This window comes from Billgrantia tianxiuensis, assembly GCF_009834345.1.
Lineage (GTDB): Bacteria > Pseudomonadota > Gammaproteobacteria > Pseudomonadales > Halomonadaceae > Halomonas > Halomonas tianxiuensis.
Window position 1 is genome coordinate 4,423,573 of the sequence record NZ_CP035042.1, and the last position, 26,190, is coordinate 4,449,762.

Here is a 26,190-nt window from a genome sequence, read left to right on the forward strand (position 1 = left end):
CAGCTGGGATGCGCTCGCCGTTCAGGCGGCTTGCTCCTGCTTCTGATCGCGCAGTGCGGCCAGGGTACGAACCAGCTTGCCGGCGGAAGCTTCCTTCATGACGGACATCAGCTTGGCGATGGCCTCGTCATAAGTCGGCAGGGTCGCCAGACGGTCGATATCGCTCGCCGGGATCAGCTCGCCTTCGTAGGCCAGCGCCTTGATCTCGAAGTTCTTCTCATCCTTGGCGAACTCCTTGAACAGGCGGGCGGCAGCGCCCGGATGCTCAGTGGAGAAGGCCAGCAGAGTCGGACCAACGAAACTCTCGTTCAGACACTCCCAGGGAGTGCCGGAAAGGGCGCGGCGTGCCAGGGTGTTGCGAACAACACGCAGCTGGACGCCATTCTCGCGCGCCTGCTTGCGCAGGCCGGTCATCTTCTCGACCGTGACGCCACGAGAATCGGCAACGACGACGGAGAGAGCGCCCTTGGCGGCTTCACTGACCTCGGCAACGATCGCTTTCTTGCCTTCAAGTGCTAGTGGCACAGTGATCACTCCTTCGTGCCGGAACCGCACGAAAGTGGGGCTCCGGAGGTTACCATCTCTCCCAGGTAGCCAAAGGCATACCGGGAGTCCTGGGTGATGGTGCACACCAGCGCTCTGGCGGCCACACCATCTGCGCAGGCATCCCTAGGGGAGATTAAGCCGCCCACTCGAGAGAAGGCGGCACCTGCGGTCTTTGACGGCGCCCCTCATGCTCTGAACAGAGCACTTGGGGACCGCAAAGTTTCTTACAACGCTTCGCTCTGCCTCGCCTTACACGAAGGCAGAGTGATCGAGGGTCAGACCCGGGCCCATGGTAGTGGACAGGGTGACCTTCTTGAAATAGATACCCTTGGACGTGCTCGGCTTGAGACGCTTGAGGTCGGCGACCAGCGCTTCCAGGTTGCCACGGATGGCGTCGGCCTCGAAGTCAACCTTGCCCAGCGTGGTGTGAATGATACCGTTCTTGTCGGTACGGAAACGCACCTGGCCGGCTTTGGCGTTCTTCACCGCAGTCGCCACGTCGGGAGTCACGGTGCCGACCTTGGGGTTCGGCATCAGGCCGCGCGGACCGAGGATCTGACCCAGCTGGCCGACCACACGCATGGCGTCCGGCGAGGCGATGACCACGTCGAAATCGAGCTGACCCTTCTTGACCTGCTCGGCCAGATCATCCATGCCGACGACGTCAGCACCGGCTTCCTTGGCGGCATCGGCGTTGGCACCCTGGGTAAACACGGCGACGCGCACGTCCTTGCCGGTCCCGTTGGGCATCACGGTAGCACCGCGCACCACCTGATCGGATTTACGCGGATCGACGCCCAGATTGATGGCGACGTCCAGCGACTCCTTGAACTTGACGGTAGAGAGCTCAGCGAGCAGTGCCACGGCTTCCTCGAGGGAATAAGCCTTGGTGGCATCGACCTTCTCGCGAATCATCTGTGCGCGCTTGGAAAGCTTGGCCATGATCAGAGACCCTCCACGTTCAGGCCCATGCTGCGGGCGCTACCGGCAATGGTACGCACCGCGGCGTCGAGATCGGCAGCCGTGAGATCCGGCTCCTTGGTCTTGGCGATCTCTTCGAGCTGCTCACGGGTCACGGTGCCGACCTTCTTCTTGTTCGGCTCACCGGAGCCGGACTTGATGCCAGCTGCCTTCTTCAGCAGGACGGCCGCCGGCGGCGTCTTGGTGATGAAGGTGAAGCTGCGGTCGGAATAAACGGTAATCACCACGGGAGTCGGCAGACCCGGCTCGATGTCCTGGGTCGCGGCGTTGAACGCCTTGCAGAACTCCATGATGTTAACGCCGTGCTGACCCAGCGCGGGGCCCACGGGGGGACTCGGATTGGCCTTACCGGCTGCAACCTGCAGCTTGATGTAAGCCTGTACTTTCTTGGCCATGATTGACTCCAGTTGGGTAGTAGCGCCTTGCGGCTCCCCGGGTTAAACGACCGCCGAAGCGGTCGACAGCAAACTCAAAAGCCGAGATGTATCACTCTTTCTCGACCTGCGAGAATTCCAGCTCGACAGGCGTCGCCCGGCCGAAGATCAGCACGCTGACCTGGAGACGACTCTTGTCGTAGTTGACCTCTTCGACGACACCATTGAAATCGGCGAAGGGACCGTCAATGACACGCACGGACTGCCCCGGCTCGAACATGGTCTTGGGCCGCGGCTTGTCGGTACCGTCCTTCACCCGGCGCAGGATGGCATCAGCCTCTCGCTGAGTAATCGGCGCCGGCTTCTCCTTGGTGCCACCAATGAACCCCATGACCCGGGGCGTCTCGTTGACCAGATGCCAGGTGGCGTCGTCCATTTCCATCTCGACCAGCACGTAGCCGGGATAGAACTTGCGCTCGCTTTTACGGCGCTTGCCGTCACGCACCTCGACGACCTCTTCGGTCGGCACCAGAATCTCGCCGAAACGGTCCTCCATGCCATACATCTTCACGCGCTCCTTGAGGGAACGCATGACATGCTTCTCGAAGCCGGAGTAGGCGTGAACGACGTACCAACGCTTGGACATGAAGACTCCTAACCGATGACGCCGGACATCGCCCAGCTAAGAAGGGTGTCGATCAGCCACAGCATCAGCCCGACGACCAGCACGGCCACCAGTACGATGGCAGTCGTCTGCACGGTCTCGGGACGGGTCGGCCACACCACGCGCTGAATTTCTTTCTTTGCGTTCTTGGCCAACTCGGCAAGGTCCCGCCCCTTGGCGGTAGTCAGCGCAATCGCCGCAGCACCCGCACACAGCACGACGACACCAAGTACACGATAGAGAAGCGCCTGGTCGGCAAAGTAGGTATTCCCCACCACCGCCAGCACCACCAACGTGACGACAACCGCCCACTTGAGCCCGTCGCGGCGCGACTCCTGCACCTCGGCGTTGTGTTTCATGAAAACGAGACTCCTCAGGGTGCGGCAATCGAGTATGTTCGTATGAAGAATGCCAACCTGGGGAAGGTTGGCAGGCCAGGAGGGAATCGAACCCCCAACCTGCGGTTTTGGAGACCGCTGCTCTGCCAATTGAGCTACTGGCCTGTATCTGGTATGCAGCACCTCTTGCAGGCCGCATGCACAACAGCGGGCGCCATGATAGCGAATGACTCGCCGACTGGCAACCCTTCCCGACGAACCACCGCCGTGAAGAAAAGAAAGGCGAGCCTTCGCTCGCCTCTCCGAATTGGAGCTCATGGACGGATTTGAACCGTCGACCTCACCCTTACCAAGGGTGTGCTCTACCCCTGAGCTACATGAGCAAAACTTTTGGCACTACCGATTTACATTCAAGGCAATACCTGGAGCGGGCAGCGGGAATCGAACCCGCATCATCAGCTTGGAAGGCTGAGGTTCTACCATTGAACTATGCCCGCCTACCCACTCTTTCCAACCCAGACCCCAGGCCTCGATCAGCTTATCTGGTGGAGGGGGAAGGATTCGAACCTTCGAAGCTTTCGCGGCAGATTTACAGTCTGCTCCCTTTGGCCACTCGGGAACCCCTCCAGATGGCGGCCCATTCTACCGCCTACCGAAACCATGTCAAGGGCTTATTTTTCAGCCACTTGCCAAAACAGCGCAGCATAGCCGCACGCCCATGGCTTCGGAACGCGCTGCATTGTGTCAAAGCAACATGGAGAATGCAAGGCCTGCCCGAATTTTTTCCAGCCCTGCAGGCGACGGGACTCGCGGTGCCCCGGACATGCGCCCGGCTCGCTCGGCCGCTGTCAGGGGAAAGCACGCTTCCAGGCCGCCATAGACCATATCGGGCCATACCGCATGCGGGGAGTGCACCCCTCGCGCCACAACCCGGGCATCCCCCCGGTCAGCAACATCGGCAACGCCACTCCTTCGCGATCGCACACTTCGGCGTAGATGCGGTTCACTGCACTGACGGCAGCCAGGTAGATCCCATGATTGACCGCCTCGACGGTGCGCTTGCCAGGCAGCAGCAACTCCTCAGCCTCGCTGTCGGGATCAATGGCGACGTTACGGGTGCCAAGCTTGAGGCTTTCCTTCATCAAGCGCAGGCCCGGCAGGATGTAGCCTCCCAAGTGACGCCCACCCGGCAGCACGAAATCGATGGTGATGGCACTGCCACAGTCCACGGCGCAGCAGCCGCCAGCCAATTGGTAGCCGGCCAGCACACCCATCCAGCGATCGACACCCAGCCGATGCGGCTCCTCATAGCCGTTGACCACACCCAGCGCCTCAGGCACCGAACGTGCCACATGTACGCTACGCACCCGGCTCTGTAACAGCGCCACGGTCTGCTCCAGCACCGCCTGGCGAGCAACGCTGGAGATGCGTACCGCCTCGACCACGTCGAGATCCGGTATGTCGGAACCAGGCTTCCACTCCTCACGAGTCCAGACGGCGCCCCGAGAGCGAATCTCGCTGCTGTCGGCATCCTTCAGTCGCCATTTGGAAAGCGTATTGCCGATGTCCAGGTCAAGGATCATGTACGCCCACGCACGCTGATCTCTCCTCCCCCCAGGCGCTCACGCCCGTCACTATGACGAATCCACAGATTGCCCGACTCATCCACACTCTCGGCTGTCGCCACCAGACGCTGCTGTCCACGCAGCACGTCCACCTCACACCCCCGAAAGGCATGGCGTGCGTTCCACTCCTCCTGCCAGGCAGCGAACCCCATCGACTCGTAGCCTGCCAGCAGCGGCAACAGCTCGTCCAGCAATTCGACACCCAACTGGTTGCGTGACAACGCTGGCACCTGATCATGAACCGCAGCTACGCGCTGTTCGATCTGTGCACGAAACCCATCAGGAAGGCTGAAGTTGATACCCATGCCCACCACGACTTCGCAAGGGCCTCCCATGTCTCCGCTGATCTCGACCAGGATACCGGCCAGTTTACCCAGCCCACCCTCTGCATCAGCAAGCAGAACATCGTTGGGCCACTTCAATCGGGGCCGCATACCATGGCGCTCGAGCGCCCTGGCCAAGGCTACGCCCACCGCCAGACTCAACCCCTCCAGTGCCGCGACCCCGGACTCGAAACGCCATCCTACCGACAACATGAGCGCACGCCCCCATGGAGTCGACCAGACACGTCCACGTCGGCCACGACCAGCGCTCTGCTGCTCCACCAAGCACACCTCTCCATGTCCGGCGCCGTGGGCAAAGCGCTGGCGGATGAACTCGTTGCTGGATGGCAGCGTCTCCTCCACGAACAGCCTGGCGAGATGCTGACGCCCCTGGCGTGACAGGCCGGCCACGATCTTTCTGCCGTCCATCAGCTCCAGCGGCATGGTCAGACGGTACCCCTGCCCCTTGACCGCCTCGAGAGGAATATCCATCGCCTCGAGCTTCTTCAATTGCTTCCAGACCGCAGTGCGGGATACTCCCAACCGTTCGCCCAGCTGCTCGCCGGAGTGGAAGTCTCCATCACTCAGCAGCCGAATGAGGTCGCCGATGGTCATGCCTGTGCCCTAACCGGGAAAAGATCCATTCTAGCGAACTGCCGCTGTTGCGGAAACGCATTGATCGGATAAAGAAAAACCCCGACCAGTTGGCAGGGGTTACTGAAGAGATGCCTGACGATGTCCAGGGCGGCTCCCCGCGACTCTCCATGGGAGGCCCCTCAGACGGCGAAACCCCGACCAGTTGGCCGGGGTTTCTGAAGAAATGCCTGACGATGTCCAGGGCGGCTCCCCGCGACTCTCCGTGGGAGGTCCCTAAACGGCGAAACCCAGCCTCTTGCGAAGCTGGGTTTCTGAAAAGATGCCTGACGATGACCTACTCTCGCATGGGGAGGCCCCACACTACCATCGGCGCTGAGCGGTTTCACTGCTGAGTTCGGCATGGGATCAGGTGGTTCCCACTCGCTATGGTCGTCAGGCGAAAACGGTTGGAATCATGCCGACGCTACGTCTCGTCGTATCCGTCAATTGCGCGCGATGCGCAGACCCCTTGGGGTTATATGGTCAAGCCTCACGGGCCATTAGTACCGGTTAGCTCAACGCCTTGCAGCGCTTCCACACCCGGCCTATCAACCAGCTGGTCTCGCTGGGCCCTTCAGGAGGCTCGAGGCCTCGGGGATGTCTCATCTTGAAGGGGGCTTCCCGCTTAGATGCCTTCAGCGGTTATCCCGTCCGCACGTAGCTACCCGGCAATGCCACTGGCGTGACAACCGGAACACCAGAGGTGCGTCCACTCCGGTCCTCTCGTACTAGGAGCAGCTCTTCTCAAACATCCAACGCCCACGGCAGATAGGGACCGAACTGTCTCACGACGTTCTAAACCCAGCTCGCGTACCACTTTAAATGGCGAACAGCCATACCCTTGGGACCGACTTCAGCCCCAGGATGTGATGAGCCGACATCGAGGTGCCAAACACCGCCGTCGATGTGAACTCTTGGGCGGTATCAGCCTGTTATCCCCGGAGTACCTTTTATCCGTTGAGCGATGGCCCTTCCATACAGAACCACCGGATCACTAGAACCTACTTTCGTACCTGCTCGACGTGTCTGTCTCGCAGTCAAGCACCCTTATGCTCTTGCACTCACTGCACGATTTCCGACCGTGCTGAGGGTACCTTCGTGCTCCTCCGTTACGCTTTGGGAGGAGACCGCCCCAGTCAAACTACCCACCACACACTGTCCTCGATCCGGATCACGGACCTGAGTTAGAACGCCAATGATGCCAGGCTGGTATTTCAAGGTTGGCTCCGCCCGAACTGGCGTCCGGGGTTCCTAGCCTCCCAGCTATCCTACACAAGCAACATCAGCGTCCAGTGTGAAGCTATAGTAAAGGTTCACGGGGTCTTTCCGTCTAGCCGCGGGTACACAGCATCTTCACTGCGATTTCAATTTCACTGAGTCTCGGGTGGAGACAGCGTGGCCATCATTACGCCATTCGTGCAGGTCGGAACTTACCCGACAAGGAATTTCGCTACCTTAGGACCGTTATAGTTACGGCCGCCGTTTACCGGGGCTTCGATCAAGAGCTTCGCCCGAGGGCTAACACCATCACTTAACCTTCCGGCACCGGGCAGGCGTCACACCCTATACGTCCGCTTGCGCGTTTGCAGAGTGCTGTGTTTTTAATAAACAGTTGCAGCCACCTGGTATCTTCGACCGCCTCGTGCTCCAGCCGCGAGGGCCTTCACACTAACGCGGCGTGCCTTCTCCCGAAGTTACGGCACCATTTTGCCTAGTTCCTTCACCCGAGTTCTCTCAAGCGCCTGGGTATTCTCTACCTGACCACCTGTGTCGGTTTGGGGTACGGTCCCACTGTATCTGAAGCTTAGAGGCTTTTCCTGGAAGCGTGGCATCGATGACTTCGGCACCGTAGTGCCTTCGTCTCGCCTCTCGGCCTTGGGATCCCGGATTTGCCTAAGATCCCAGCCTACTGGCTTTCACCAGGACAACCAACGCCTGGCCCACCTAGCCTTCTTCGTCCCCCATCGCAATACAGTGAGGTACGGGAATATTGACCCGTTTCCCATCGACTACGCCTTTCGGCCTCGCCTTAGGGGCCGACTCACTCTGCTCCGATTAGCGTCGAACAGAAACCCTTGGTCTTCCGGCGGGGGAGTTTTTCACTCCCCTTGTCGTTACTCATGTCAGCATTCGCACTCGTGATACCTCCAGCAGACTTCTCAATCCACCTTCATCGGCGTACACGACGCTCCTCTACCGCTCGTCATTCGACGAACCCGTAGCTTCGGTACCTGGTTTAGCCCCGTTACATCTTCCGCGCAGGCCGACTCGACTAGTGAGCTATTACGCTTTCTTTAAAGGATGGCTGCTTCTAAGCCAACCTCCTAGCTGTCTGAGCCTTCCCACATCGTTTCCCACTTAACCAGGATTTCGGGACCTTAGCTGACGGTCTGGGTTGTTTCCCTTTTCACGACGGACGTTAGCACCCGCCGTGTGTCTCCCACGCTGCACTCACCGGTATTCGGAGTTTGCCTCGGGTTGGTAAGCCGGGATGGCCCCCTAGCCGAAACAGTGCTCTACCCCGGCGGTGATACGTGAGGCGCTACCTAAATAGCTTTCGAGGAGAACCAGCTATCTCCGAGCTTGATTAGCCTTTCACTCCGATCCACAAGTCATCCAAACCTTTTTCAACAGGTCCTGGTTCGGTCCTCCAGTTGATGTTACTCAACCTTCAACCTGCTCATGGATAGATCGCCCGGTTTCGGGTCTATTCCCAGCGACTGGTCGCCCAGTTAAGACTCGGTTTCCCTACGCCTCCCCTATTCGGTTAAGCTCGCCACTGAAAATAAGTCGCTGACCCATTATACAAAAGGTACGCGGTCACCCACGAAGGGGCTCCCACTGCTTGTACGCATACGGTTTCAGGATCTATTTCACTCCCCTCTCCGGGGTTCTTTTCGCCTTTCCCTCACGGTACTGGTTCACTATCGGTCAGCCAGGAGTATTTAGCCTTGGAGGATGGTCCCCCATGTTCAGTCAAGGTTTCACGTGCCCCGACCTACTCGATTTCACATGCTCAGGTTTTCGGCTACGGGACTATCACCCCCTATGGTCGAGCTTCCCAGCTCGTTCGCCTAACCAGTCACATGCTTAAGGGCTACTCCCCGTTCGCTCGCCGCTACTGGGGGAATCTCGGTTGATTTCTTTTCCTCGGGGTACTTAGATGTTTCAGTTCCCCCGGTTCGCCTCCCAACACCTATGGATTCAGTGTGGGATACCCTGCTTGTGCAGGGTGGGTTTCCCCATTCGGAAATGCCCGGGTCACAGGTCGTTTGCCACCTCACCGAGCCTTATCGCAGGCTACCACGTCCTTCATCGCCTCTGGCTGCCAAGGCATCCACCGTATGCGCTTAATCGCTTGACCATATAACCCGAAGGGGTCTGGTCTGCGATCACGTACGACAATTGCCGGATACGCTTGAGACGTATCTCTTGCGTTTTCTCCTTGCGGAGAAAACTTGTCAGCATGATTCACATTGTTAAAGAGCAGACTGTCAATCGACAGTCATAAACCCGACATCGCAAGGTACGACGATGGCTTATGACTGCAGATCCGATCAGGGTAGACTGTGGGAAGCGGGTGGTGAGGAGTGGCGAAGCCAAACGATCTGAGGCTAGGCGAAAGGTGACGACGCATAGTTCGCTATGCGAGGTGCCTTTCAACGACGCATCAGGAAGTTTGGTGGAGCCAAGCGGGATCGAACCGCTGACCTCCTGCGTGCAAGGCAGGCGCTCTCCCAGCTGAGCTATGGCCCCGAAGGCAATTTGTGTGAGACAAGGCGCTTCGATGCGACGCATAGCCTGCTATGCGAGTATCGGAGCAACGCAGTATCACGCAAATTTGGTGGGTCTGGGCAGATTTGAACTGCCGACCTCACCCTTATCAGGGGTGCGCTCTAACCAACTGAGCTACAGACCCGGCACTGTACGGTTGCAAGCTAAGCTGGTAACCGGCTGGCCGACCTCACCCTTCTTTCCACAAAGATCAGGGGGTGCGCTCTAACCAACTGAGCTACAGACCCGGCTTGCTACCGATGCATCGGCGATCGCTCGCCGACCCAAACAGTCTTTGCTCTGGCCGATCAGGTAATTCATTGTGGGCACTTGCCGCGAGGCGTGATACGTCGTTTAAGGAGGTGATCCAGCCGCAGGTTCCCCTACGGCTACCTTGTTACGACTTCACCCCAGTCATGAACCACACCGTGGTGATCGCCCTCCCGAAGGTTAGGCTAACCACTTCTGGTGCAGTCCACTCCCATGGTGTGACGGGCGGTGTGTACAAGGCCCGGGAACGTATTCACCGTGACATTCTGATTCACGATTACTAGCGATTCCGACTTCACGGAGTCGAGTTGCAGACTCCGATCCGGACTGAGATCAGCTTTCTGGGATTGGCTCACTCTCGCAAGTTCGCAACCCTTTGTACTGACCATTGTAGCACGTGTGTAGCCCTACCCGTAAGGGCCATGATGACTTGACGTCGTCCCCACCTTCCTCCGGTTTGTCACCGGCAGTCTCCCTAGAGTTCCCGACCGAATCGCTGGCAAATAGGGACAAGGGTTGCGCTCGTTACGGGACTTAACCCAACATTTCACAACACGAGCTGACGACAGCCATGCAGCACCTGTCTCTGCGTTCCCGAAGGCACCCCTTCGTCTCCGAAGGGTTCGCAGGATGTCAAGGGTAGGTAAGGTTCTTCGCGTTGCATCGAATTAAACCACATGCTCCACCGCTTGTGCGGGCCCCCGTCAATTCATTTGAGTTTTAACCTTGCGGCCGTACTCCCCAGGCGGTCGACTTATCGCGTTAACTGCGCCACAAAGTCCGCGAAGGACCCAACGGCTAGTCGACATCGTTTACGGCGTGGACTACCAGGGTATCTAATCCTGTTTGCTACCCACGCTTTCGCACCTCAGCGTCAGTGTCAGTCCAGAAGGCCGCCTTCGCCACTGGTATTCCTCCCGATCTCTACGCATTTCACCGCTACACCGGGAATTCTACCTTCCTCTCCTGCACTCTAGCCTGACAGTTCCGGATGCCGTTCCCAGGTTGAGCCCGGGGCTTTCACAACCGGCTTATCAAGCCGCCTACGCGCGCTTTACGCCCAGTAATTCCGATTAACGCTCGCACCCTCCGTATTACCGCGGCTGCTGGCACGGAGTTAGCCGGTGCTTCTTCTGTGGGTGATGTCCCTCCTCCCGGGTATTAACCGGAAGGCTTTCTTCCCCACTGAAAGTGCTTTACAACCCGAGGGCCTTCTTCACACACGCGGCATGGCTGGATCAGGCTTGCGCCCATTGTCCAATATTCCCCACTGCTGCCTCCCGTAGGAGTTCGGGCCGTGTCTCAGTCCCGATGTGGCTGATCATCCTCTCAGACCAGCTACGGATCGTCGCCTTGGTGAGCCATTACCTCACCAACCAGCTAATCCGACATAGGCTCATCCGATAGCGCAAGGCCCGAAGGTCCCCTGCTTTCTCCCGTAGGACGTATGCGGTATTAGCCTGGGTTTCCCCAGGTTATCCCCCACTACCGGGCAGATTCCTATGCATTACTCACCCGTCCGCCGCTCGCCACCAGGGAGCAAGCTCCCCGTGCTGCCGCTCGACTTGCATGTGTTAGGCCTGCCGCCAGCGTTCAATCTGAGCCATGATCAAACTCTTCAGTTTAAGATCGTGCGGTTCTTGCTCGCCCCTTCCCGAAGAAACGGACGAAAGCGAACCAAACTCGGCTCAAGGTCAAAGCTTCTCAAAAGACCCGAAGGTCTCGACGAGTCGCTTGCCTTGAAATGGTGTGACTTCTCACCACCTCATCGACAAGCGCCCACATGAATTACCTGATCGATTGTTAAAGAGCGGCTCCTTTTCTCTTCAAGCCTCAGCCTGAAGCGCGGAGCGTCTCGCTTGCCGTCGTGGCCGTCAATCCTGGGATCAAGCGGCCTCGCCAGCGCCCTGCGAGGAAGGCGTATTCTACTGAAGCGCCGGAGTTTGTCAACTCTCTTCGAGGCCGTCACCGAGGTGACCCTGACCGCGAAGACCAGCCGGAGCCGGCGACCGCAAGCCCGTTGCCAGACTTGCTTTCGAGTGGGGCGCATTCTACCGAATCCGCCGTGGGCGTCAAGTGCGAACCTTGCGAAGCGAATCGAAAAATTCAAATCATGACAACCACTTACCACCCTATCCACCGCCTGCAACGTTGCCCGTCGCCGGCAGCGGATGCGTACTTTACGGTTTTCCCCCGAGCCCCGCAAGGGGCGGCGGTAAAAAATTTCAGGAGCGTGACGATGCGATGACGAGACGCGGGCGAGCGAGCTATCCACAGGCACTCGCAGACGAGGGGTTGTGGATGGTTTTGCCCCAGGGGCGAAGACGACAACGCCCGCGCGGGGCGGGCGCAATACCTGGCGATCGGCTCAACTCTCAGGCGGAGAATGTCGCATCTTGCGCATGATGGCCAGCGTCGGCCCGGAAGCCACATAGGCACCGAACAGCAGTAGCAGCATCACGGAGGGTTCGACCGAGATCACCACGAAACCGAGCACGATGGCCAGCAGCACCACGAAGGGTACCGGCCCCTTGAGGTCGATATCCTTGAAGCTGTAGTAGCGGATGTTGCTTACCATCAGGATGCCGGCAGCTGCGACGACGATCAGCATCAACAGCTTGAAGCCAAAGGCTTCGGCATCGAAGCTGTGGAAGGTCCATACGCTTGCCGCCACGAAAGCCGCGGCCGAAGGGCTCGGCAAGCCGATGAACCATTTCTTGTCGACACTGCCGATCTGCACATTGAATCGCGCCAGGCGCAGTGCCGCACAGGCAACGTAGAGGAAAGCCACGACCCAGCCGGTCTTGCCGATGTCCTGGAGAATCCAGGTAAACGCCACCAGCGCCGGCGCCACGCCGAACGAAAGCATGTCGGAGAGACTGTCGTACTCGGCACCGAAAGCGCTTTGGGTATTGGTCAAACGGGCGACACGCCCATCCAGGCCGTCGAGCACCATGGCAATGAATATCGCCACCGCTGCCGCAGTGAAATCGCCATTGATGCCGGCCACTACCGAGAAGAACCCGGCGAATAGCGCCGAGGTGGTAAACAAGTTGGGCAGCAGATAAATACCCCTGCGCCTGACCTTCTTGCCATCCTCGATCGATTCCTCGATCACCTCCGTCTCGCGTACGAAGGCGGCGGCCAGATCCTCTTCGCCAGGCTGGCCTCCCTTGCCATCGGCAGAACCTGACTCAGTGTCGGCGCGGTGCGGGTCATGCTCGGTACTGCGGGGATCCTGACTCATTCGTCTCGTCCGTTGCCAGAATGGGGTAACTCATGATGAATGCCTTCATTCTACACGGTGCTACCGGAGCGAAAAGCGCAGTACGCATAGCCCTAACACACCAAGGGCGCGGATTCTCCGCGCCCTTGGTGTCGTTCGAGCGGAACTGGCGAATCAGTTCTTGGACTTGTCCACCAGTTGGTTGGCGGCGATCCACGGCATCATGCCGCGGAGCTTGGCGCCTACCTGCTCGATTTCGTGCTCGGCGTTCAGACGCCGGCGTGCCGTCATCGAGGGATAGTTGGTGTTGCCTTCCTGGATGAACATCTTGGCGTATTCACCGGTCTGGATGCGCTTGAGGGCATTGCGCATGGCCTGGCGGGACTGCTCGTTGATCACTTCGGGACCGGTCACGTACTCGCCATACTCCGCGTTGTTGGAGATGGAGTAGTTCATGTTGGCAATGCCGCCCTCATACATCAGGTCGACGATCAGCTTGAGTTCGTGCAGACACTCGAAGTAAGCCATCTCGGGAGCGTAGCCGGCTTCGGTCAGGGTCTCGAAGCCCGCCTTGACCAGCTCCACCGCACCGCCGCACAGCACGGCCTGCTCGCCGAACAGGTCGGTTTCGGTCTCGTCCTTGAAGGTGGTCTCGATGATGCCACTACGGCCGCCGCCGATGGCCGCAGCGTAGGACAGCGCAAGCTCCTTGGCCCTGCCAGAGGCATCCTGATGGATGGCGATCAGGTCGGGAATGCCGCCACCCTTGACGAACTCGGAGCGCACGGTATGGCCCGGCGCCTTGGGCGCGATCATGATGACGTCGAGGTCGCGACGCGGCTCGATCTGGTTGTAGTGGATGTTGAAGCCGTGGGCGAAGGCCAGGGTGGCGCCTTCCTTCAGGTTCGGCTCGACCTGGTTCTCGTAGATCGCCTTCTGGTTTTCATCCGGCGCCAGGATCATGACCACATCGGCGGACTTGCATGCCTCCTCGACAGAGGCCACTTTCAGGCCGGCGGCCTCGGCCTTGGCCGCAGAAGAAGAGCTGGCACGCAGGGCGACGGTAACGTCGACGCCGGATTCCTTCAGGTTATTGGCATGGGCATGGCCCTGCGAGCCATAACCCACGATGGTGACCTTCTTGCCCTGAATGAGAGCGAGGTCGCAGTCCTTGTCGTAATAGACGCGCATGGCGGTGCTCCTGGAAGCGAAATGTGAGGTTTCGATTGGTGTCAGCGTTGATGGCCACCCGCGCCGTCTATCGCGGCGCTGGGAGTCGGCTCATTCGATGGGTCAACCTTAACGCCACGCGCTCGTTGCGTAAAACGCGATATTTGCAACATTACATCCCGGATCATGCAATAATGCCGCGATGGACATGCGACCGCTCAAACAGTTTCTCGCCCTAGCTGAAACGCTGCACTTCGGACGTGCCAGCGAGATGTGTCACGTCAGCCCCTCGACGCTCTCCCGCACCATTCGTCAGCTCGAGGAGCATCTCGATGTGGTGCTGTTCGTACGCGACAACCGTCATGTCACCCTGACCCGCCAGGGCCGGCAGTTTCAAGAGTACTCCCGTGAGGCCCTCGCCCAATGGGAGCTGTTACGACATAGTCTCAGCAGCGAGACGGGAGAACTCGCTGGGGAGATCAGCATCTATTGCTCAGTCACGGCAAGCTACAGCTTCCTGTACGATCTGCTCAGTGATTTTCGCCTGCGCCACCCACGGATCGAGCTCAAGCTCCATACCGGCGATCCCGCCGAGGCGATGAACCGTGTGCTGGCCGGCGAAGAGGATATGGCCATCACGCCGCGTCCACGCAGCGCTCCAGGTGCCCTGGCCTTCAAATCGCTGACCCGCTCGCCACTGGTCTTCATCGCCCCCGTGGAACAGGCGGCCTGGATTCCCACCACCCCCGAGTCGCCCTCCGTCGAGCAGTGGCAGGGGGTACCCATGATTCTATCCGAGGCGGGCCTGTCGCGAGATTATGTCGATACCTGGTTTCGCGCCCTGGGGGTCTCGCCCACCATCTACGCCCAAGTGGCAGGACACGAAGCGATCGTCAGCATGGTGGGGCTCGGCTTCGGCATCGGCGTGGTGCCGAAGATTGTGCTCGACAACAGTCCGCTCCTGGAGCGCGTGCGGGTGCTGCCGGTCAAACCGGAACTGCCCTACTACGATGTCGGCCTGTGCGTGCTCAACCGTCAGCTCAAGAGCCCACTGATCCAAGCGCTGTGGGAAACGGTCACCGAACGCTAGAGACGAAAAAGCCGCCCCGAAGGGCGGCCTAACATTCTGCAGATGTAGATTTACGTCACGAGTGCGTTCGTCGATCAGAGTGAAAGCACCTTGTCGCCACGGGCTATACCCGAAACCCCGGTCCGCGCCACCTCGAGGATTCCCACCGGCCCCATGGCCTGCAGGAAGGCATCAAGCTTGGACGCATCGCCGGTGATCTGCACCGTATAGAGACTTGGCGTGACGTCGACGATCTGCGCGCGGAAGATGTCGACGGTACGCTTGACCTCGTCGCGGGCCGCCCCCAGCGCCTTGACCTTCACCAGCATCAGCTCGCGCTCGATGTGGTTGCCCTCGGTGAGGTCGACCAGCTTGATCACGTCGATCAGCTTGTTGAGGTGCTTGGTGATCTGCTCGATCACCCGGTCGTCGCCGACGGTGGTCACGGTCAGCCGCGACAGCGACGGGTCCTCGGTGGGCGCCACGTTGAGCGTCTCGATGTTGAAGTTGCGCTGCGAGAACAGCCCTACCACGCGAGACAGTGCGCCCGGTTCGTTTTCCATGAGAATCGAGATGATATGGCGCATCAGGTCCGCTCCGTCTTGGAAAGCAGCATGTCACGCATGGAGCCGAGGGGCACCTGCATCGGATAAACGTGCTCGCGCGGGTCGACGATGACATCGACGAACACCAACTCGTGCTTGTCGGCGAAAGTACGCTCCAGCGCCGGGCGCAGCTCATCCATCGTCTCCACCCGCAGCGCGGTGAAGCCATAAGCCTCGATCAACTTGGCAAAGTCGGGCAACGACTCCATGTAGGAGTGCGCATGGCGCGACTTGTAGTTGAGGTCCTGCCACTGGCGCACCATGCCCAGCGAGGCGTTGTTCAGGTTGATGATCTTCACCCCACCGCCGAACTGCTTACAGGTGGAGAGTTCCTGCATCATCATCTGGAAGCTGCCTTCGCCGGTGACGCAGACCACCTGCTCCTCGGGGAAGTTCTGCTTAATGCCCATGGCCGCCGGAAAGCCGAAGCCCATGGTGCCGAGCCCGCCCGAGGTAATGAAGCGGTTGGGCTTGTCGAACTTGTAGTATTGGGCAGCGAACATCTGGTGCTGGCCCACGTCGGTAGTGACGTAGGCTTCGCCGCGAGTGACCTCGCACAGCGCCTCGATCACCTCCTGCGGCTTGAGCTGCTCGCCCGGTTTCGAAGGCTCGTAGAGCTTGCCGCGGCGTTCTTCGCGCCAGCCATCGATCTTGCTCCACCACTCTTCCAAGGCTTCGGGATAGGCGATCTCCTTGCCCTGCACCAGGCTGATCATCTCGTCGATCACGCTGGCCGCCGGTCCCACGATGGGAACGTCGGCACGCACCGTCTTCGACACCGAGCTGGGGTCGATGTCGACATGGATGATCTTGGCGGTGGGACAGAACTTGGAGGTGTTATTGGTCACGCGGTCGTCGAAACGCGCCCCAATGGCGATGATCAGGTCGGCGTGATGCATGGCCATGTTGGACTCATAGGAGCCGTGCATGCCCAGCCAGCCCAGACACTGGCGATCGCTTTGCGGGTAGGCGCCGATGCCCATCAACGTGGTGGTGATGGGGTAGCCGAGCCGCTTGACCAGGTCGGTGAGCCCTTCGCAGGCGCGTCCGGTGATGATCCCGCCGCCGGTGTAGAAGACCGGCCGCTTGGCCTTGAGCATCATCTCGACGGCCTTCTTGATCTGGCCGGTATGCCCCGCGCCACCGGGTTGTAGGAGCGCAGCTTGACCTTCTTCGGGTAAACGTATTCGTAACGCTCGGTGGGCGCGGTCATGTCCTTGGGAATGTCCACCACCACCGGGCCGGGCCGCCCCGTAGAGGCCAGATAGAAGGCTTTCTTCAGAACTTCGGGAATCTCGGTCGGGTGCTTGATCGAGAAGCTGTGCTTCACGATCGGGCGGGTCACGCCGATGATGTCGGTTTCCTGGAAAGCGTCGTCGCCGATCAGGTGGCTCATCACCTGACCGCACAGCACCACCATGGGAATCGAATCCATGTAGGCGGTGGCGATGCCGGTAACGGCGTTGGTGGCACCAGGACCGGAGGTGACCAGCACCACGCCGGGCTTGCCGGAGGCCCGGGCGTAGCCATCGGCAGCGTGGGTGGCCGCCTGTTCGTGGCGCACCAGGATGTGCTTGACCTTGTCCTGACGGAACAGTGCATCGTAGATGTGCAGCGCCGCGCCGCCCGGATAGCCATAGATGTATTCGACGCCTTCATCCTGCAGGAATCGGGCGATCATATCCGCGCCGGAAAGCAATTCCACTTGTGTATCTCCCCTGGAGGTCTCGAGTGCGATCCGCACCCTTGTTGGATGGGCACGGGGTCGAGTGCGGCGGTATGCCGCTGTCGGCGAGGCCGACACCTGATGCCAAACCCTGGCTGGTTAGCCCTGTTGGGGCCTGCACTCTCTTCGGGAACACCGGCCGACGCTGCGCTTGCGACATCAACCTGCAGTTCCCTATCGCGGCGGATCGCCGCGTCGGGGCATTGGCCGGATCCGGCGGTTGGCCGGCTCCGGAGTCCTTCGGCGGGTAGAGGCCACTAGGCCTACCCTTCGCACGGAAATGGGGGGTTGCCCGCTGGTGTCCGTGCCCGCAAATCAGGAACGCTCAAGATTCCAACAGCCTAGCGACGGTGTCAACCGTGGCGCGGTGGCTAAATGCGGCAACGTAAAAAAGCCCGCCGGCAATGTGCGGGCGGGCAAGGGGGTTACAGGACGCAACCTATAAAACAGTGTAGACCCTAGGTGGGCAGAACACCGTGGCCAACGTTATGTCTGTGTATCAAGCACGAAACACGAATTTGTCGTCTTCCACTGCAACGTGAATGGTATCGCCAGAGGCGAAACGACCAGCCAGCAGATCCTGGGCCAATGGATTCTCGATACGGCTCTGGATCGCCCGCTTGAGCGGCCGCGCACCGAACACCGGATCGAAGCCCGCCAATGCGAGTTGCGCCATCGCTTCGTCGCTGACCTCGAGTTGCATGCCGTGCTCGATCAGGCGCGCGCGCAGGCGATCGAGCTGAATGCCGGCAATGGCTTCGATCTGCTCTTGACGCAGGGCATGAAACACCACCACTTCATCGATACGGTTGATCAATTCTGGGCGGAAATGCATGCCTACCACGTCCATGACGGAACGCTTCATCTCCTCGTACTGCTCGTCGTCACCGCCCATCCGTTGGATGATGTCCGAGCCCATGTTGGAGGTCATCACTATCACGGTGTTGCGGAAGTCCACGGTGCGCCCCTGACCGTCGGTGAGACGCCCGTCTTCCAGCACTTGCAGCAGGATGTTGAACACGTCCGGGTGCGCCTTCTCCACCTCGTCGAGCAGCAGTACCGAATAGGGTTTGCGCCGCACCGCCTCGGTCAGATAGCCGCCCTCCTCGTAGCCGACATAGCCGGGAGGCGCGCCGATCAGGCGAGCCACGGAGTGCTTCTCCATGAACTCCGACATGTCGATGCGCACCATCGCCTCCTCGGTGTCGAACAGGAAGCTCGCCAGCGCCTTGCACAGCTCGGTCTTGCCCACCCCGGTCGGGCCGAGGAACAGGAAGGAGCCGTTGGGCCGGTTGGGGTCGGCGAGCCCGGCACGGGAGCGACGCACGGCGTTGGCCACGGCGGTCACCGCCTCGTCCTGACCGATCACCCGCTGATGGAGCGCCTCTTCCATGCGCAGCAGCTTGTCGCGCTCACCCTCGAGCATCTTGGCCACCGGAATGCCGGTCCAGCGTGATACGACTTCCGCGATCTCCTCCTCGGTGACATTGGAGCGCAGCAGCTTGTGGCTCGAGGTGTCGGTCTCGGCCTCGCTGGACTCGGCGATCTTCTTCTCCAACTCGGGTATGACGCCGTACTGCAGCTCCGACATGCGCGCGAGATCGCCCTGGCGGCGCGCCTGCTCGAGGTCGATGCGGGCGCGGTCGAGCTCGTCCTTGAACTGAGCGGCACCCTGAATGCTGGCCTTCTCGGCCTTCCAGATCTCGTCGAGGTCGGCGTACTCGCGCTCGAGCTCGTCGATCTGCTCCTCGAGGCTCTCGAGGCGTTTCTTGGAAGCCTCGTCGGTCTCCTTCTTGAGGTGCTCGCGCTCCATCTTGAGCTGGATCAGACGACGGTCGAGCCGGTCCATCTCCTCGGGCTTGGAGTCGAGTTCCATGCGGATTCGAGAGGAAGCCTCGTCGATCAGATCGATGGCCTTGTCGGGCAACTGGCGGTCGGTGATGTAGCGGGTCGACAGCTTGGCCGCGGCGATGATGGCGCCGTCGGTGATGTCGACGCCATGGTGCACTTCGTAGCGCTCCTTGAGGCCGCGCAGGATCGCCACGGTGTCCTCCTCGGAGGGCTCGTCGACCAGCACCTTCTGGAAGCGCCGCTCCAGCGCGGCATCCTTCTCGATGTACTTGCGGTACTCATCGAGGGTGGTGGCGCCCACACAGTGCAGTTCGCCGCGGGCCAGCGCCGGCTTGAGCATGTTGCCGGCGTCCATGGCGCCCTCGGCCTTGCCGGCGCCGACCATGGTATGCAGCTCGTCGATGAACAGGATGACCCGCCCCTCCTCCTGGGCCAGTTCCTTGAGCACCGACTTCAGCCGCTCCTCGAACTCACCGCGAAACTTGGCCCCGGCCAGCAGCGAGCCCATGTCCAGCGACAGCACGCGCTTGTCCTTGAGCCCCTCCGGCACCTCGCCGTTGACGATGCGCTGGGCCAGGCCCTCGACGATGGCGGTCTTGCCCACGCCGGGCTCGCCGATCAGTACCGGGTTGTTCTTGGTGCGCCGCTGCAGTACCTGGATGGTGCGGCGGATCTCGTCATCGCGGCCGATCACAGGGTCGAGCTTGCCGTCGGCGGCGCGTGCAGTGAGGTCGAGGGTGTATTTCTCCAGTGCCTCGCGGCTCTCCTCGGCGTTGGGGTCGTCGACCCGCTCGCCGCCGCGTACGCTGTCGATGGCCTGCTCCAAGGCCTTGCGAGTCACGCCGGCCTGAGTCAGCAACTTGGTGACCGCATGCCCCATTTCCAGAGCGGCCAGCAGCACCAGCTCGCTGGCGATGTATTGGTCGCCGCGCTGCTGGGCCTCGCGGTCGGTCAGGTTGAACAGCTTGATCAGGTCCCGCGAGGGCTGCACCTCGCCGGTGAACTGCGACACCTTGGGCAGATCGTCGAGATGTCCGGCCAGGGCATCGCGCAGTCGCGCGGCATCACCGCCGGCCTTCTGGACGAGCGCCTTGATGCCGGTATCGCGGGCGTCCAGCAACGCCAGCAGCAGGTGGCCGGGCTCGAGCTGATTGTGCCCACGCCCCACGGCCAGGGATTGGGCATCGGCCACGGCGTTCTGTAGCCTGGCGGTGAACTTGTCGAAACGCATTCGCTTTCCTCCATCGGGGTGGCGGCGCGTTCGGACGCGCCGCTTGGCCCTGTCATATCGTATTGACAGATTCAATGGAGTCAGGTTGGCCGGCTTTCAAGTCGTCGACCAGGGAAAGGATGCGGCAGCTTGACGCAGATCAGCGCAGCCAGATCACGCTGGCCATGCGCCCGGTCTTGCCGTCGTCACGGCGATAGGAGTAGAAGCGCGGCTCGCACGCCGTGCAGAAGTGCCCACCGCTGATGTACGCGATGCCGAGTCGCTCGAGGCGCAGGCGGGCAAGCTTGTAGAGGTCGGCCATATAGTGGCCCAGACGATAGGGGCTGGGATCGAATGCCGCGGCGGCTTCCGGATGCACGCCGACGAAGGCCTGCTGCACCTCCGGCCCCACCTCGAACTGGGCGTTGGAGATCGCCGGCCCCAGCCAGGCCATCAGTTCCTCCGGCGGCGTGGCCAACGCCGCCACCGTGGCTTCCAGCACGCCTCCGGCCAGCCCTCGCCAGCCGGCATGCGCTACGCCGACCCGCGTGCCCTTGCGATCGCACAGGAATACCGGCAGACAGTCGGCCGTCAACACCACGCAGGCATGCCCGCGATCGAAGGCCACCGAGGCATCGGCCTCGGGCACGCTGTCGCTGTAGCTGGGCTGCACCCGGGCACCATGCACCTGCCTGAGCCATAGCAGCGGCCGGTCGTCTTCGAGTTCGTTGGATAGTAGTCGACGGCACAGTGCCACATGGGCGGGATTGTCCCCTACCTGGTCGGCCGAGTTGAAGCAGGCGAACTCGCCCTGACTGGGCCCGGTCTCACGCGTCGTGACAAAGGCTCCGACGCTGGCGGGCGCCGGCCAGTCAGGCTCGATCAGGGTCGGTTGCAAGTGGGGGGCATCACTCATCCGGGCTCCTCAGCGCATGGCCTCGTGGTCGTCACGCAGGTAGTCGATCAGCAGCAGCAGGTCATCGGGCAGCGCGGCACGAAACTCGACCGGCTCGCCGCTGGCGGGGTGCAGGAAGGCCAGTTTCCTGGCGTGCAGCGCTTGCCGGGGAAACTCCCGCAGCAGCGTCTTGAGTTCCTCGCTGGCCCCGGCCGGCAGCTTGAGCCGACCACCGTATACCGGATCGCCGATCAGCGGGAAGCGCCGATGGGCCATGTGTACACGGATCTGGTGGGTGCGCCCGGTCTCGAGCCGGCAACGCACGTGAGTATGGGCGCGGAAGCGCTCGACCACGCGATAGTGGGTGACTGCCGGCTTGCCGCTGACATGCACCGCCTGACGCTTGCGATCCTTGGGATGACGACCGATGGGAGCATCCACCGTCCCGCCGGAAGTCATTACGCCAACGCAGACCGCATCGTACTCGCGCGATACCGTGCGAGCCTGGAGCTGCTCCACCAGGGCGGTCTGGGCGGCGAGCGTCTTGGCCACCACCATCAGCCCGGTGGTGTCCTTGTCCAGCCGGTGCACGATACCGGCACGCGGCACCGTGACCAGACTCGGGCAGTGATGCAGCAGGGCATTGAGCAGGGTGCCGTCGGGATTGCCGGCGGCCGGATGCACCACCAGACCAGCCGGCTTGTCGATCACCAGGATCGCATCGTCCTCGTACACGATCTCGAGCGGGATCGCCTCCGCCTCGAAGCGCACCTCCTCCTCGAGCGTGGCCGCCAGTTGCAGCCACTCGCCGCCGGCCATCTTGTCCTTGGGTTTGCCCGGACGACCGTCCACGGTGAGCGCACCCTCCTTGATCCACCCCTTGAGGCGCTCGCGGGAGTGCTCGGCGAAAAGTTCGGCGGCGGCCTGATCGAGACGGCTCCCGGCCAGGGAGATGGGCACGCGCTGCTGGGCTTCCACGGTCTGGGGCATAGTAAGGTTGTCGCTGAAGAGCATCCTCGGACTGCGTTTTTACCCAAGGTGCTTTATAGTGGACGGGTTGTGGCCAATTCTACCATGGCCGACACGGGTTGTTAGATACGAGGATCACGATGCGCGTTTCCCCCATCGCTACACGCCTTGTCACCCTGCTTCTGGTAACCGCTCTGGTCACCGGCTGTGCTGGCAGGTCGGCCACGGAAGAAGAAGACGAGTTCGAAGGCGTCGCCGAACAACAGCTCTACGAAGAGGCACGCAATGCGCTCGAGGGCGGACGTTATACCACCGCCATCTCGCGTCTTGAGGCCATCGACACGCGCTATCCGTTCGGCCGCCACGCCGAACAGGCCCAGCTCGAGCTGATCTATGCCTACTACGAGACCCAGGACTGGGAGGCCACCCGCGCCGCCGCCAGCCGTTTCATCCGCCTGCACCCCACGCACCCCCAGGCCGATTATGCGCTTTACATGCGCGGACTGGCCTCCTGGCAAGCGGGCCGCTTCAGCCTCGAGCGCCTGCGCCTGATCGACATCTCCAAGCGCGACCTGGGTGCCTCTCGCGACGCCTACTCCGACTTCCGCGAACTGGTGTCGCGCTATCCGGACAGCGAATACGCTCCCGACGCCGAGCAGCGTATCGTCTACCTGCGCAACGTGCTGGCACGCCACGAGCTGCACGTCGCCGACTTCTATCTGCGCAAGGGCGCCTATCTGGCCGCCGTCGAGCGCGGCCGCTGGGTGATCGAGAACTATCCGGAAGCCGAAGCCACCCGCGATGCACTGGCGGTGATGGTCGAAGGCTACCTGGGACTCGACATGCGCGACCGTGCGCGTGAAGTGCTGCAGGTACTGATTCAGAACGATCCCGGTAACGACCGCCTGCGCGGCCGCACCTTTCAGCCGCAGCACGTGCGCGCCCAAGCGCTCTCCGCCTGATTCATTCGTCGGGCCGAGACGGAGAACCCGCGAGCCTGCTCGCGGGTTCTTGCGTTTGGCCTGCCAGCGTTGTCAGTCGCCGGGCTGCCAGCCGTTGACAATGGGGTAGCGACGGTCGCGACCGAATCCTCGCGGCGTCACCCGCACGCCGACCGGCGCCTGGCGCCGCTTGTATTCGCTGCGATCGACCAGCTTGACCACCTTATAGACGTCATCGCGGTCGAAGCCCGCCTCGATGATGGCCTCGGCGCTCATGTCACCCTCGATGTAGCGAGCCAGGATGGCATCGAGCGTATCGTAGTCGGGAAGCGAGTCGGTATCTTGTTGATCGGGCGCCAGCTCGGCCGAGGGTGGGCGAGTGATCACTCGCTCGGGAATCGCCGGCGACTGCTCGTTGCGCCATCGTGCCAGACGGTAGACCCAGGTCTTGTAGACGTCCTTGAGCGCGTTGAAGCCACCCACCATGTCCCCGTAGAGCGTGGCATAGCCCACCGCCATCTCACTCTTGTTGCCTGTGGTCAGCACCATCAGGCCCTTCTTGTTGGAGATCGCCATCAGCAGCACGCCGCGGCAGCGCGACTGCAGGTTCTCCTCGGTGGTGTCGCGCTCGGTACCGGCGAACGTCTCGGCCAGCGTTGTCATGAAGGCGTCGACCATGGGCTCGATGGGCAGCACCTCGTAATGCACGCCGAGCAGCCGAGCCTGCTCGGCGGCATCTTCCTGGGACATGTCGGCGGTATAGCGATACGGCATCATCACCGCATGCACCCGCTGCGGCCCCAGGGCATCCACGGCGATGGCAAGCGACAGAGCCGAGTCGATACCGCCGGAGAGGCCCAGCACCACGCCTTCGAAGCCGCTCTTGTTGACGTAGTCGCGCACCCCGCTGACCAGCGCACAGTAGAGGCTCTCCTCGGGCTCCTCCATGGGCTCGATCTCGCCCTCGCGTGGCACCCAGGCGCCCGACTCCTGGACGAACTGTACCGGCATCAGCCCCGCCTGCCAGTAGGGCGCCACCACGCGCACCTGGCCGCTTGCGTCGACACAGGCCGAGCCACCGTCGAACACCAGCTCGTCTTGGCCGCCGATGGTATTGACATAAACCAGTGGCAGCGACACCTCTGCCGCGCGCTGCTCCAGGAGGCGCAGGCGTTCGGCCGGCTTATCCTGATGGTAAGGCGAGGCGTTGAGCGTGACGAGGATGTCCGCGCCGTCATCGCGGGCCGCCCGCACCGGGCCACCGTCCCAGATGTCTTCACAGATCAAGATGCCAAGCTTGGCGCCTTTGTGCTCGATCACCAGGCTCTGCTCACCGGTGGCGAAGTAGCGGCGCTCATCGAAGACCTGATAGTTGGGCAGCGCCTGCTTGGCGTACTCGCCGATCCATTCGCCGTTGTAGAGCAGCCCGGCCAGATTGTAGCCGAGCCCCTCGCGCCGTCCGGGATAACCGATGATCACCAACACGTCGCGCGACATCTTCGCGGCCATGCGGGAACGCGCCTCGCGCAAACGGGTCTCCATGGAAGGACGCAGCAAAAGATCCTCGGGAGGGTAGCCGCTCAGGAAAAGCTCGGGGAACACCACGATATCGGCACCATGTTCGATGCGCGCCTCGCGAACGGCTTCGATGGCTCGTTCGGCGTTGCCGGGGATGTCCCCCACCAGTGGGTCCAGCTGCGCCATTACCAGCGTCAAATCTTGCATGGGCGTAGAAATCTCTTGAGAATCCGAGGTCACTGTATTGTCCCGCAAGGGCGCCCGGCTGGCAAAGCCGCTAGCCCCCATCTGGGAGAAGGATAAGGATGAACCTATTGCTCATTCGCCTGATCATCTTCGCCGTGCTGTTCTTTGCCGGCCTCCAGCTCTATCGCATGTACCGCCAATGGAAGCTCGACCGTGAGGAAGCACTGGACAGCGAGTCGCAGCAAGAGGGCGGCCAGATGGTACGCTGCGCCTGGTGCAAAGTGCACGTACCGGAAGCCGACGCCCTGCGCGAACAGGGCGAATGGTTCTGTAGCAGCGCCCATCGCGATCGTTTCCTCCAGGAACAGCACCCCGAGGAGTAAAACCGTCATGGCGTGACGGCAATCGCCTACAGGCCTTATCGGCAATGGCTGATAGACGCCACTCCAGGCTCGACTAGAGTGTGTGCTTAATGACCACGAGGCATCACTCCGGGAGAGTTCCATGGACGCTGCTCATGCCCTGACCGGCAACGCTTCACGCCAATGTGGCCTTACCCTCATCGAGCTGCTGGTCGTCATCGCGCTGGGTGTCGTGCTGATAGGCTGGGCAGTGCCGGGCCTGCAGGCAATGAGCGCCCGCCAGGAGGTGGCCGCCGAAGCGCATCGACTGCGGGTCGCACTCTCTCTGGGGCGCAACACGGCCATCACGCGGCGCAGCGTCGTCATCGTCTGTCCCAGCCCCGACCGCCGGCGCTGCAACATGGACGATTGGAGCGCTCCGCTGGCCATCGTACTCGGCCCGCTGACGGGCACCGATTTCGCCGAGGGAGCCCTGCTGAGAGTCATCGAAGCCGGCGGCCGCGGAGTCAGCGTCAGCTATCGCCAGGATGGCAAGCCGGTACGTTACGGCGCCCTGGGAAGGCCCGCGGGCCACAACGGCACCTTCCGCATATGCGGACATCAGGACCATGGCGCCCAACTGGTACTCAGCAATTTCGGTCGGCTGCGCAGCGGTGGAAGCATGAGCTGCTGAATCCACCGCACCTGTGCAGGAGTGTCCATGCGCCAAGCCATCGTGGGTTATCACAAGGACGATGAGAATCACTGGGTCGCCGAACTCGAGTGCGGCCACAACCAGCACGTCCGCCACCAGCCGCCCTGGATAGAGCGCCCCTGGGTCACGACGGAGGCCGGACGCCGCTCGCGCCTCGGCCTGGCGCTGGAGTGCATGAAATGCGACCGCGGAGAACCTCGCGACAATCCCTGAACGCCGGCCGCCACGGAGTAAGGC

18 protein-coding genes, 6 tRNA genes, 3 rRNA genes and 2 pseudogenes are annotated in these 26,190 nt (G+C 61.5%); 5 read left to right on the forward strand and 24 right to left on the reverse strand.

Features of this window, described 5'->3' with window-relative positions; translation table 11 throughout:
* Nucleotides 1-21: 21 nt before the first annotated feature.
* From rplJ to ilvC, 18 genes and pseudogenes are all read right to left on the reverse strand, one after another.
* Nucleotides 22-525, reverse strand: a complete 504-nt coding sequence (rplJ, locus tag EKK97_RS20655; protein WP_159554825.1) for a 50S ribosomal protein L10 — start codon at nt 523-525, stop codon at nt 22-24.
* 270 nt (nt 526-795) lie between these two features.
* Nucleotides 796-1,488 (reverse strand): 50S ribosomal protein L1, encoded by a 693-nt coding sequence (gene rplA, locus EKK97_RS20660; protein ID WP_159554827.1) that lies wholly within the window; start codon nt 1,486-1,488, stop codon nt 796-798.
* A gap of 2 nt (nt 1,489-1,490) precedes the next feature.
* On the reverse strand, nt 1,491-1,922 hold the full coding sequence (rplK, locus tag EKK97_RS20665; RefSeq protein ID WP_071943762.1) for a 50S ribosomal protein L11: 432 nt from the start codon (nt 1,920-1,922) through the stop codon (nt 1,491-1,493).
* A gap of 91 nt (nt 1,923-2,013) precedes the next feature.
* Nucleotides 2,014-2,547 (reverse strand): transcription termination/antitermination protein NusG, encoded by a 534-nt coding sequence (gene nusG / locus EKK97_RS20670; protein WP_159554829.1) that lies wholly within the window; start codon nt 2,545-2,547, stop codon nt 2,014-2,016.
* Nucleotides 2,548-2,555: 8 nt separating this feature from the next.
* Entirely contained in the window at nt 2,556-2,924 is a 369-nt protein-coding gene (gene secE / locus EKK97_RS20675) for a preprotein translocase subunit SecE (protein ID WP_159554831.1), read from the reverse strand.
* A gap of 68 nt (nt 2,925-2,992) precedes the next feature.
* A tRNA-Trp gene (locus EKK97_RS20680) sits at nt 2,993-3,068 on the reverse strand.
* 143 nt (nt 3,069-3,211) lie between these two features.
* Nucleotides 3,212-3,286, reverse strand: a tRNA-Thr gene (locus EKK97_RS20685).
* Nucleotides 3,287-3,326: 40 nt separating this feature from the next.
* A tRNA-Gly gene (locus tag EKK97_RS20690) sits at nt 3,327-3,400 on the reverse strand.
* Between the two features lie 46 nt (nt 3,401-3,446).
* Nucleotides 3,447-3,530 (reverse strand) — tRNA-Tyr (locus EKK97_RS20695).
* Between the two features lie 117 nt (nt 3,531-3,647).
* Nucleotides 3,648-4,486 (reverse strand): annotated as a pseudogene (locus tag EKK97_RS20700) (type III pantothenate kinase).
* Nucleotides 4,483-5,466, reverse strand: coding sequence for a biotin--[acetyl-CoA-carboxylase] ligase (locus EKK97_RS20705; protein ID WP_159554833.1), 984 nt, complete (start codon nt 5,464-5,466; stop codon nt 4,483-4,485). Before EKK97_RS20705 ends, EKK97_RS20700 begins: the two are co-directional and overlap by 4 nt.
* Nucleotides 5,467-5,769: 303 nt before the next feature.
* Nucleotides 5,770-5,885: ribosomal RNA gene (rrf, locus tag EKK97_RS20710) — 5S ribosomal RNA — on the reverse strand.
* Nucleotides 5,886-5,966: 81 nt separating this feature from the next.
* A 23S ribosomal RNA gene (locus EKK97_RS20715) occupies nt 5,967-8,851 on the reverse strand.
* A 316-nt stretch (nt 8,852-9,167) separates the two neighbouring features.
* Nucleotides 9,168-9,243: transfer RNA gene (locus tag EKK97_RS20720), tRNA-Ala, on the reverse strand.
* A gap of 86 nt (nt 9,244-9,329) precedes the next feature.
* A tRNA-Ile gene (locus tag EKK97_RS20725) sits at nt 9,330-9,406 on the reverse strand.
* Between the two features lie 210 nt (nt 9,407-9,616).
* A 16S ribosomal RNA gene (locus tag EKK97_RS20730) occupies nt 9,617-11,156 on the reverse strand.
* Together the 16S, 23S and 5S rRNA genes with 2 tRNA genes alongside form the textbook arrangement of a ribosomal RNA operon.
* Nucleotides 11,157-11,899: 743 nt before the next feature.
* Complete coding sequence (pssA, locus tag EKK97_RS20735; protein ID WP_159554835.1) at nt 11,900-12,778, reverse strand: CDP-diacylglycerol--serine O-phosphatidyltransferase; 879 nt, start codon at nt 12,776-12,778, stop codon at nt 11,900-11,902.
* A 153-nt stretch (nt 12,779-12,931) separates the two neighbouring features.
* A complete protein-coding gene (ilvC, locus tag EKK97_RS20740; protein ID WP_159554837.1) occupies nt 12,932-13,948 on the reverse strand; it encodes a ketol-acid reductoisomerase in 1,017 nt (338 codons plus the stop codon).
* Between the two features lie 181 nt (nt 13,949-14,129).
* Here ilvC and ilvY point away from each other — a divergent pair, with 181 nt between their 5' ends.
* Nucleotides 14,130-15,017: an HTH-type transcriptional activator IlvY gene (gene ilvY / locus EKK97_RS20745; protein WP_159554839.1), complete on the forward strand. Its 888-nt coding sequence runs from the start codon at nt 14,130-14,132 to the stop codon at nt 15,015-15,017.
* A 74-nt stretch (nt 15,018-15,091) separates the two neighbouring features.
* On the opposite strand, the gene ilvN is transcribed toward ilvY, so the two are convergent.
* The 5 genes and pseudogenes from ilvN to rluD form a co-directional block, all read right to left on the reverse strand.
* On the reverse strand, nt 15,092-15,583 hold the full coding sequence (gene ilvN, locus EKK97_RS20750; protein ID WP_104205163.1) for an acetolactate synthase small subunit: 492 nt from the start codon (nt 15,581-15,583) through the stop codon (nt 15,092-15,094).
* Nucleotides 15,583-17,306 (reverse strand): annotated as a pseudogene (locus EKK97_RS20755) (acetolactate synthase 3 large subunit). Before EKK97_RS20755 ends, ilvN begins: the two are co-directional and overlap by 1 nt.
* Before the next feature lie 520 nt (nt 17,307-17,826).
* On the reverse strand, nt 17,827-20,409 hold the full coding sequence (clpB, locus tag EKK97_RS20760; protein ID WP_159554841.1) for an ATP-dependent chaperone ClpB: 2,583 nt from the start codon (nt 20,407-20,409) through the stop codon (nt 17,827-17,829).
* 139 nt (nt 20,410-20,548) lie between these two features.
* On the reverse strand, nt 20,549-21,304 hold the full coding sequence (gene pgeF, locus EKK97_RS20765; protein ID WP_159554843.1) for a peptidoglycan editing factor PgeF: 756 nt from the start codon (nt 21,302-21,304) through the stop codon (nt 20,549-20,551).
* 9 nt (nt 21,305-21,313) lie between these two features.
* Complete coding sequence (gene rluD, locus EKK97_RS20770) at nt 21,314-22,273, reverse strand: 23S rRNA pseudouridine(1911/1915/1917) synthase RluD (RefSeq protein ID WP_159554845.1); 960 nt, start codon at nt 22,271-22,273, stop codon at nt 21,314-21,316.
* 119 nt (nt 22,274-22,392) lie between these two features.
* Between rluD and EKK97_RS20775 the strand changes: the two genes are divergently transcribed.
* Entirely contained in the window at nt 22,393-23,214 is an 822-nt protein-coding gene (locus EKK97_RS20775) for an outer membrane protein assembly factor BamD (protein ID WP_159554847.1), read from the forward strand.
* A 72-nt stretch (nt 23,215-23,286) separates the two neighbouring features.
* Here EKK97_RS20775 and EKK97_RS20780 read toward each other — a convergent pair whose 3' ends face one another.
* Entirely contained in the window at nt 23,287-24,918 is a 1,632-nt protein-coding gene (locus EKK97_RS20780) for an NAD+ synthase (RefSeq protein ID WP_159554849.1), read from the reverse strand.
* A gap of 98 nt (nt 24,919-25,016) precedes the next feature.
* Between EKK97_RS20780 and EKK97_RS20785 the strand changes: the two genes are divergently transcribed.
* From EKK97_RS20785 to EKK97_RS20795, 3 genes are all read left to right on the forward strand, one after another.
* Nucleotides 25,017-25,280, forward strand: a complete 264-nt coding sequence (locus EKK97_RS20785; protein ID WP_159554851.1) for a PP0621 family protein — start codon at nt 25,017-25,019, stop codon at nt 25,278-25,280.
* Between the two features lie 121 nt (nt 25,281-25,401).
* Nucleotides 25,402-25,932 (forward strand): GspH/FimT family pseudopilin, encoded by a 531-nt coding sequence (locus tag EKK97_RS20790; RefSeq protein WP_159555892.1) that lies wholly within the window; start codon nt 25,402-25,404, stop codon nt 25,930-25,932.
* Nucleotides 25,933-25,959: 27 nt separating this feature from the next.
* Entirely contained in the window at nt 25,960-26,166 is a 207-nt protein-coding gene (locus tag EKK97_RS20795; RefSeq protein WP_159554853.1) for a DUF3565 domain-containing protein, read from the forward strand.
* Nucleotides 26,167-26,190: the final 24 nt, after the last annotated feature.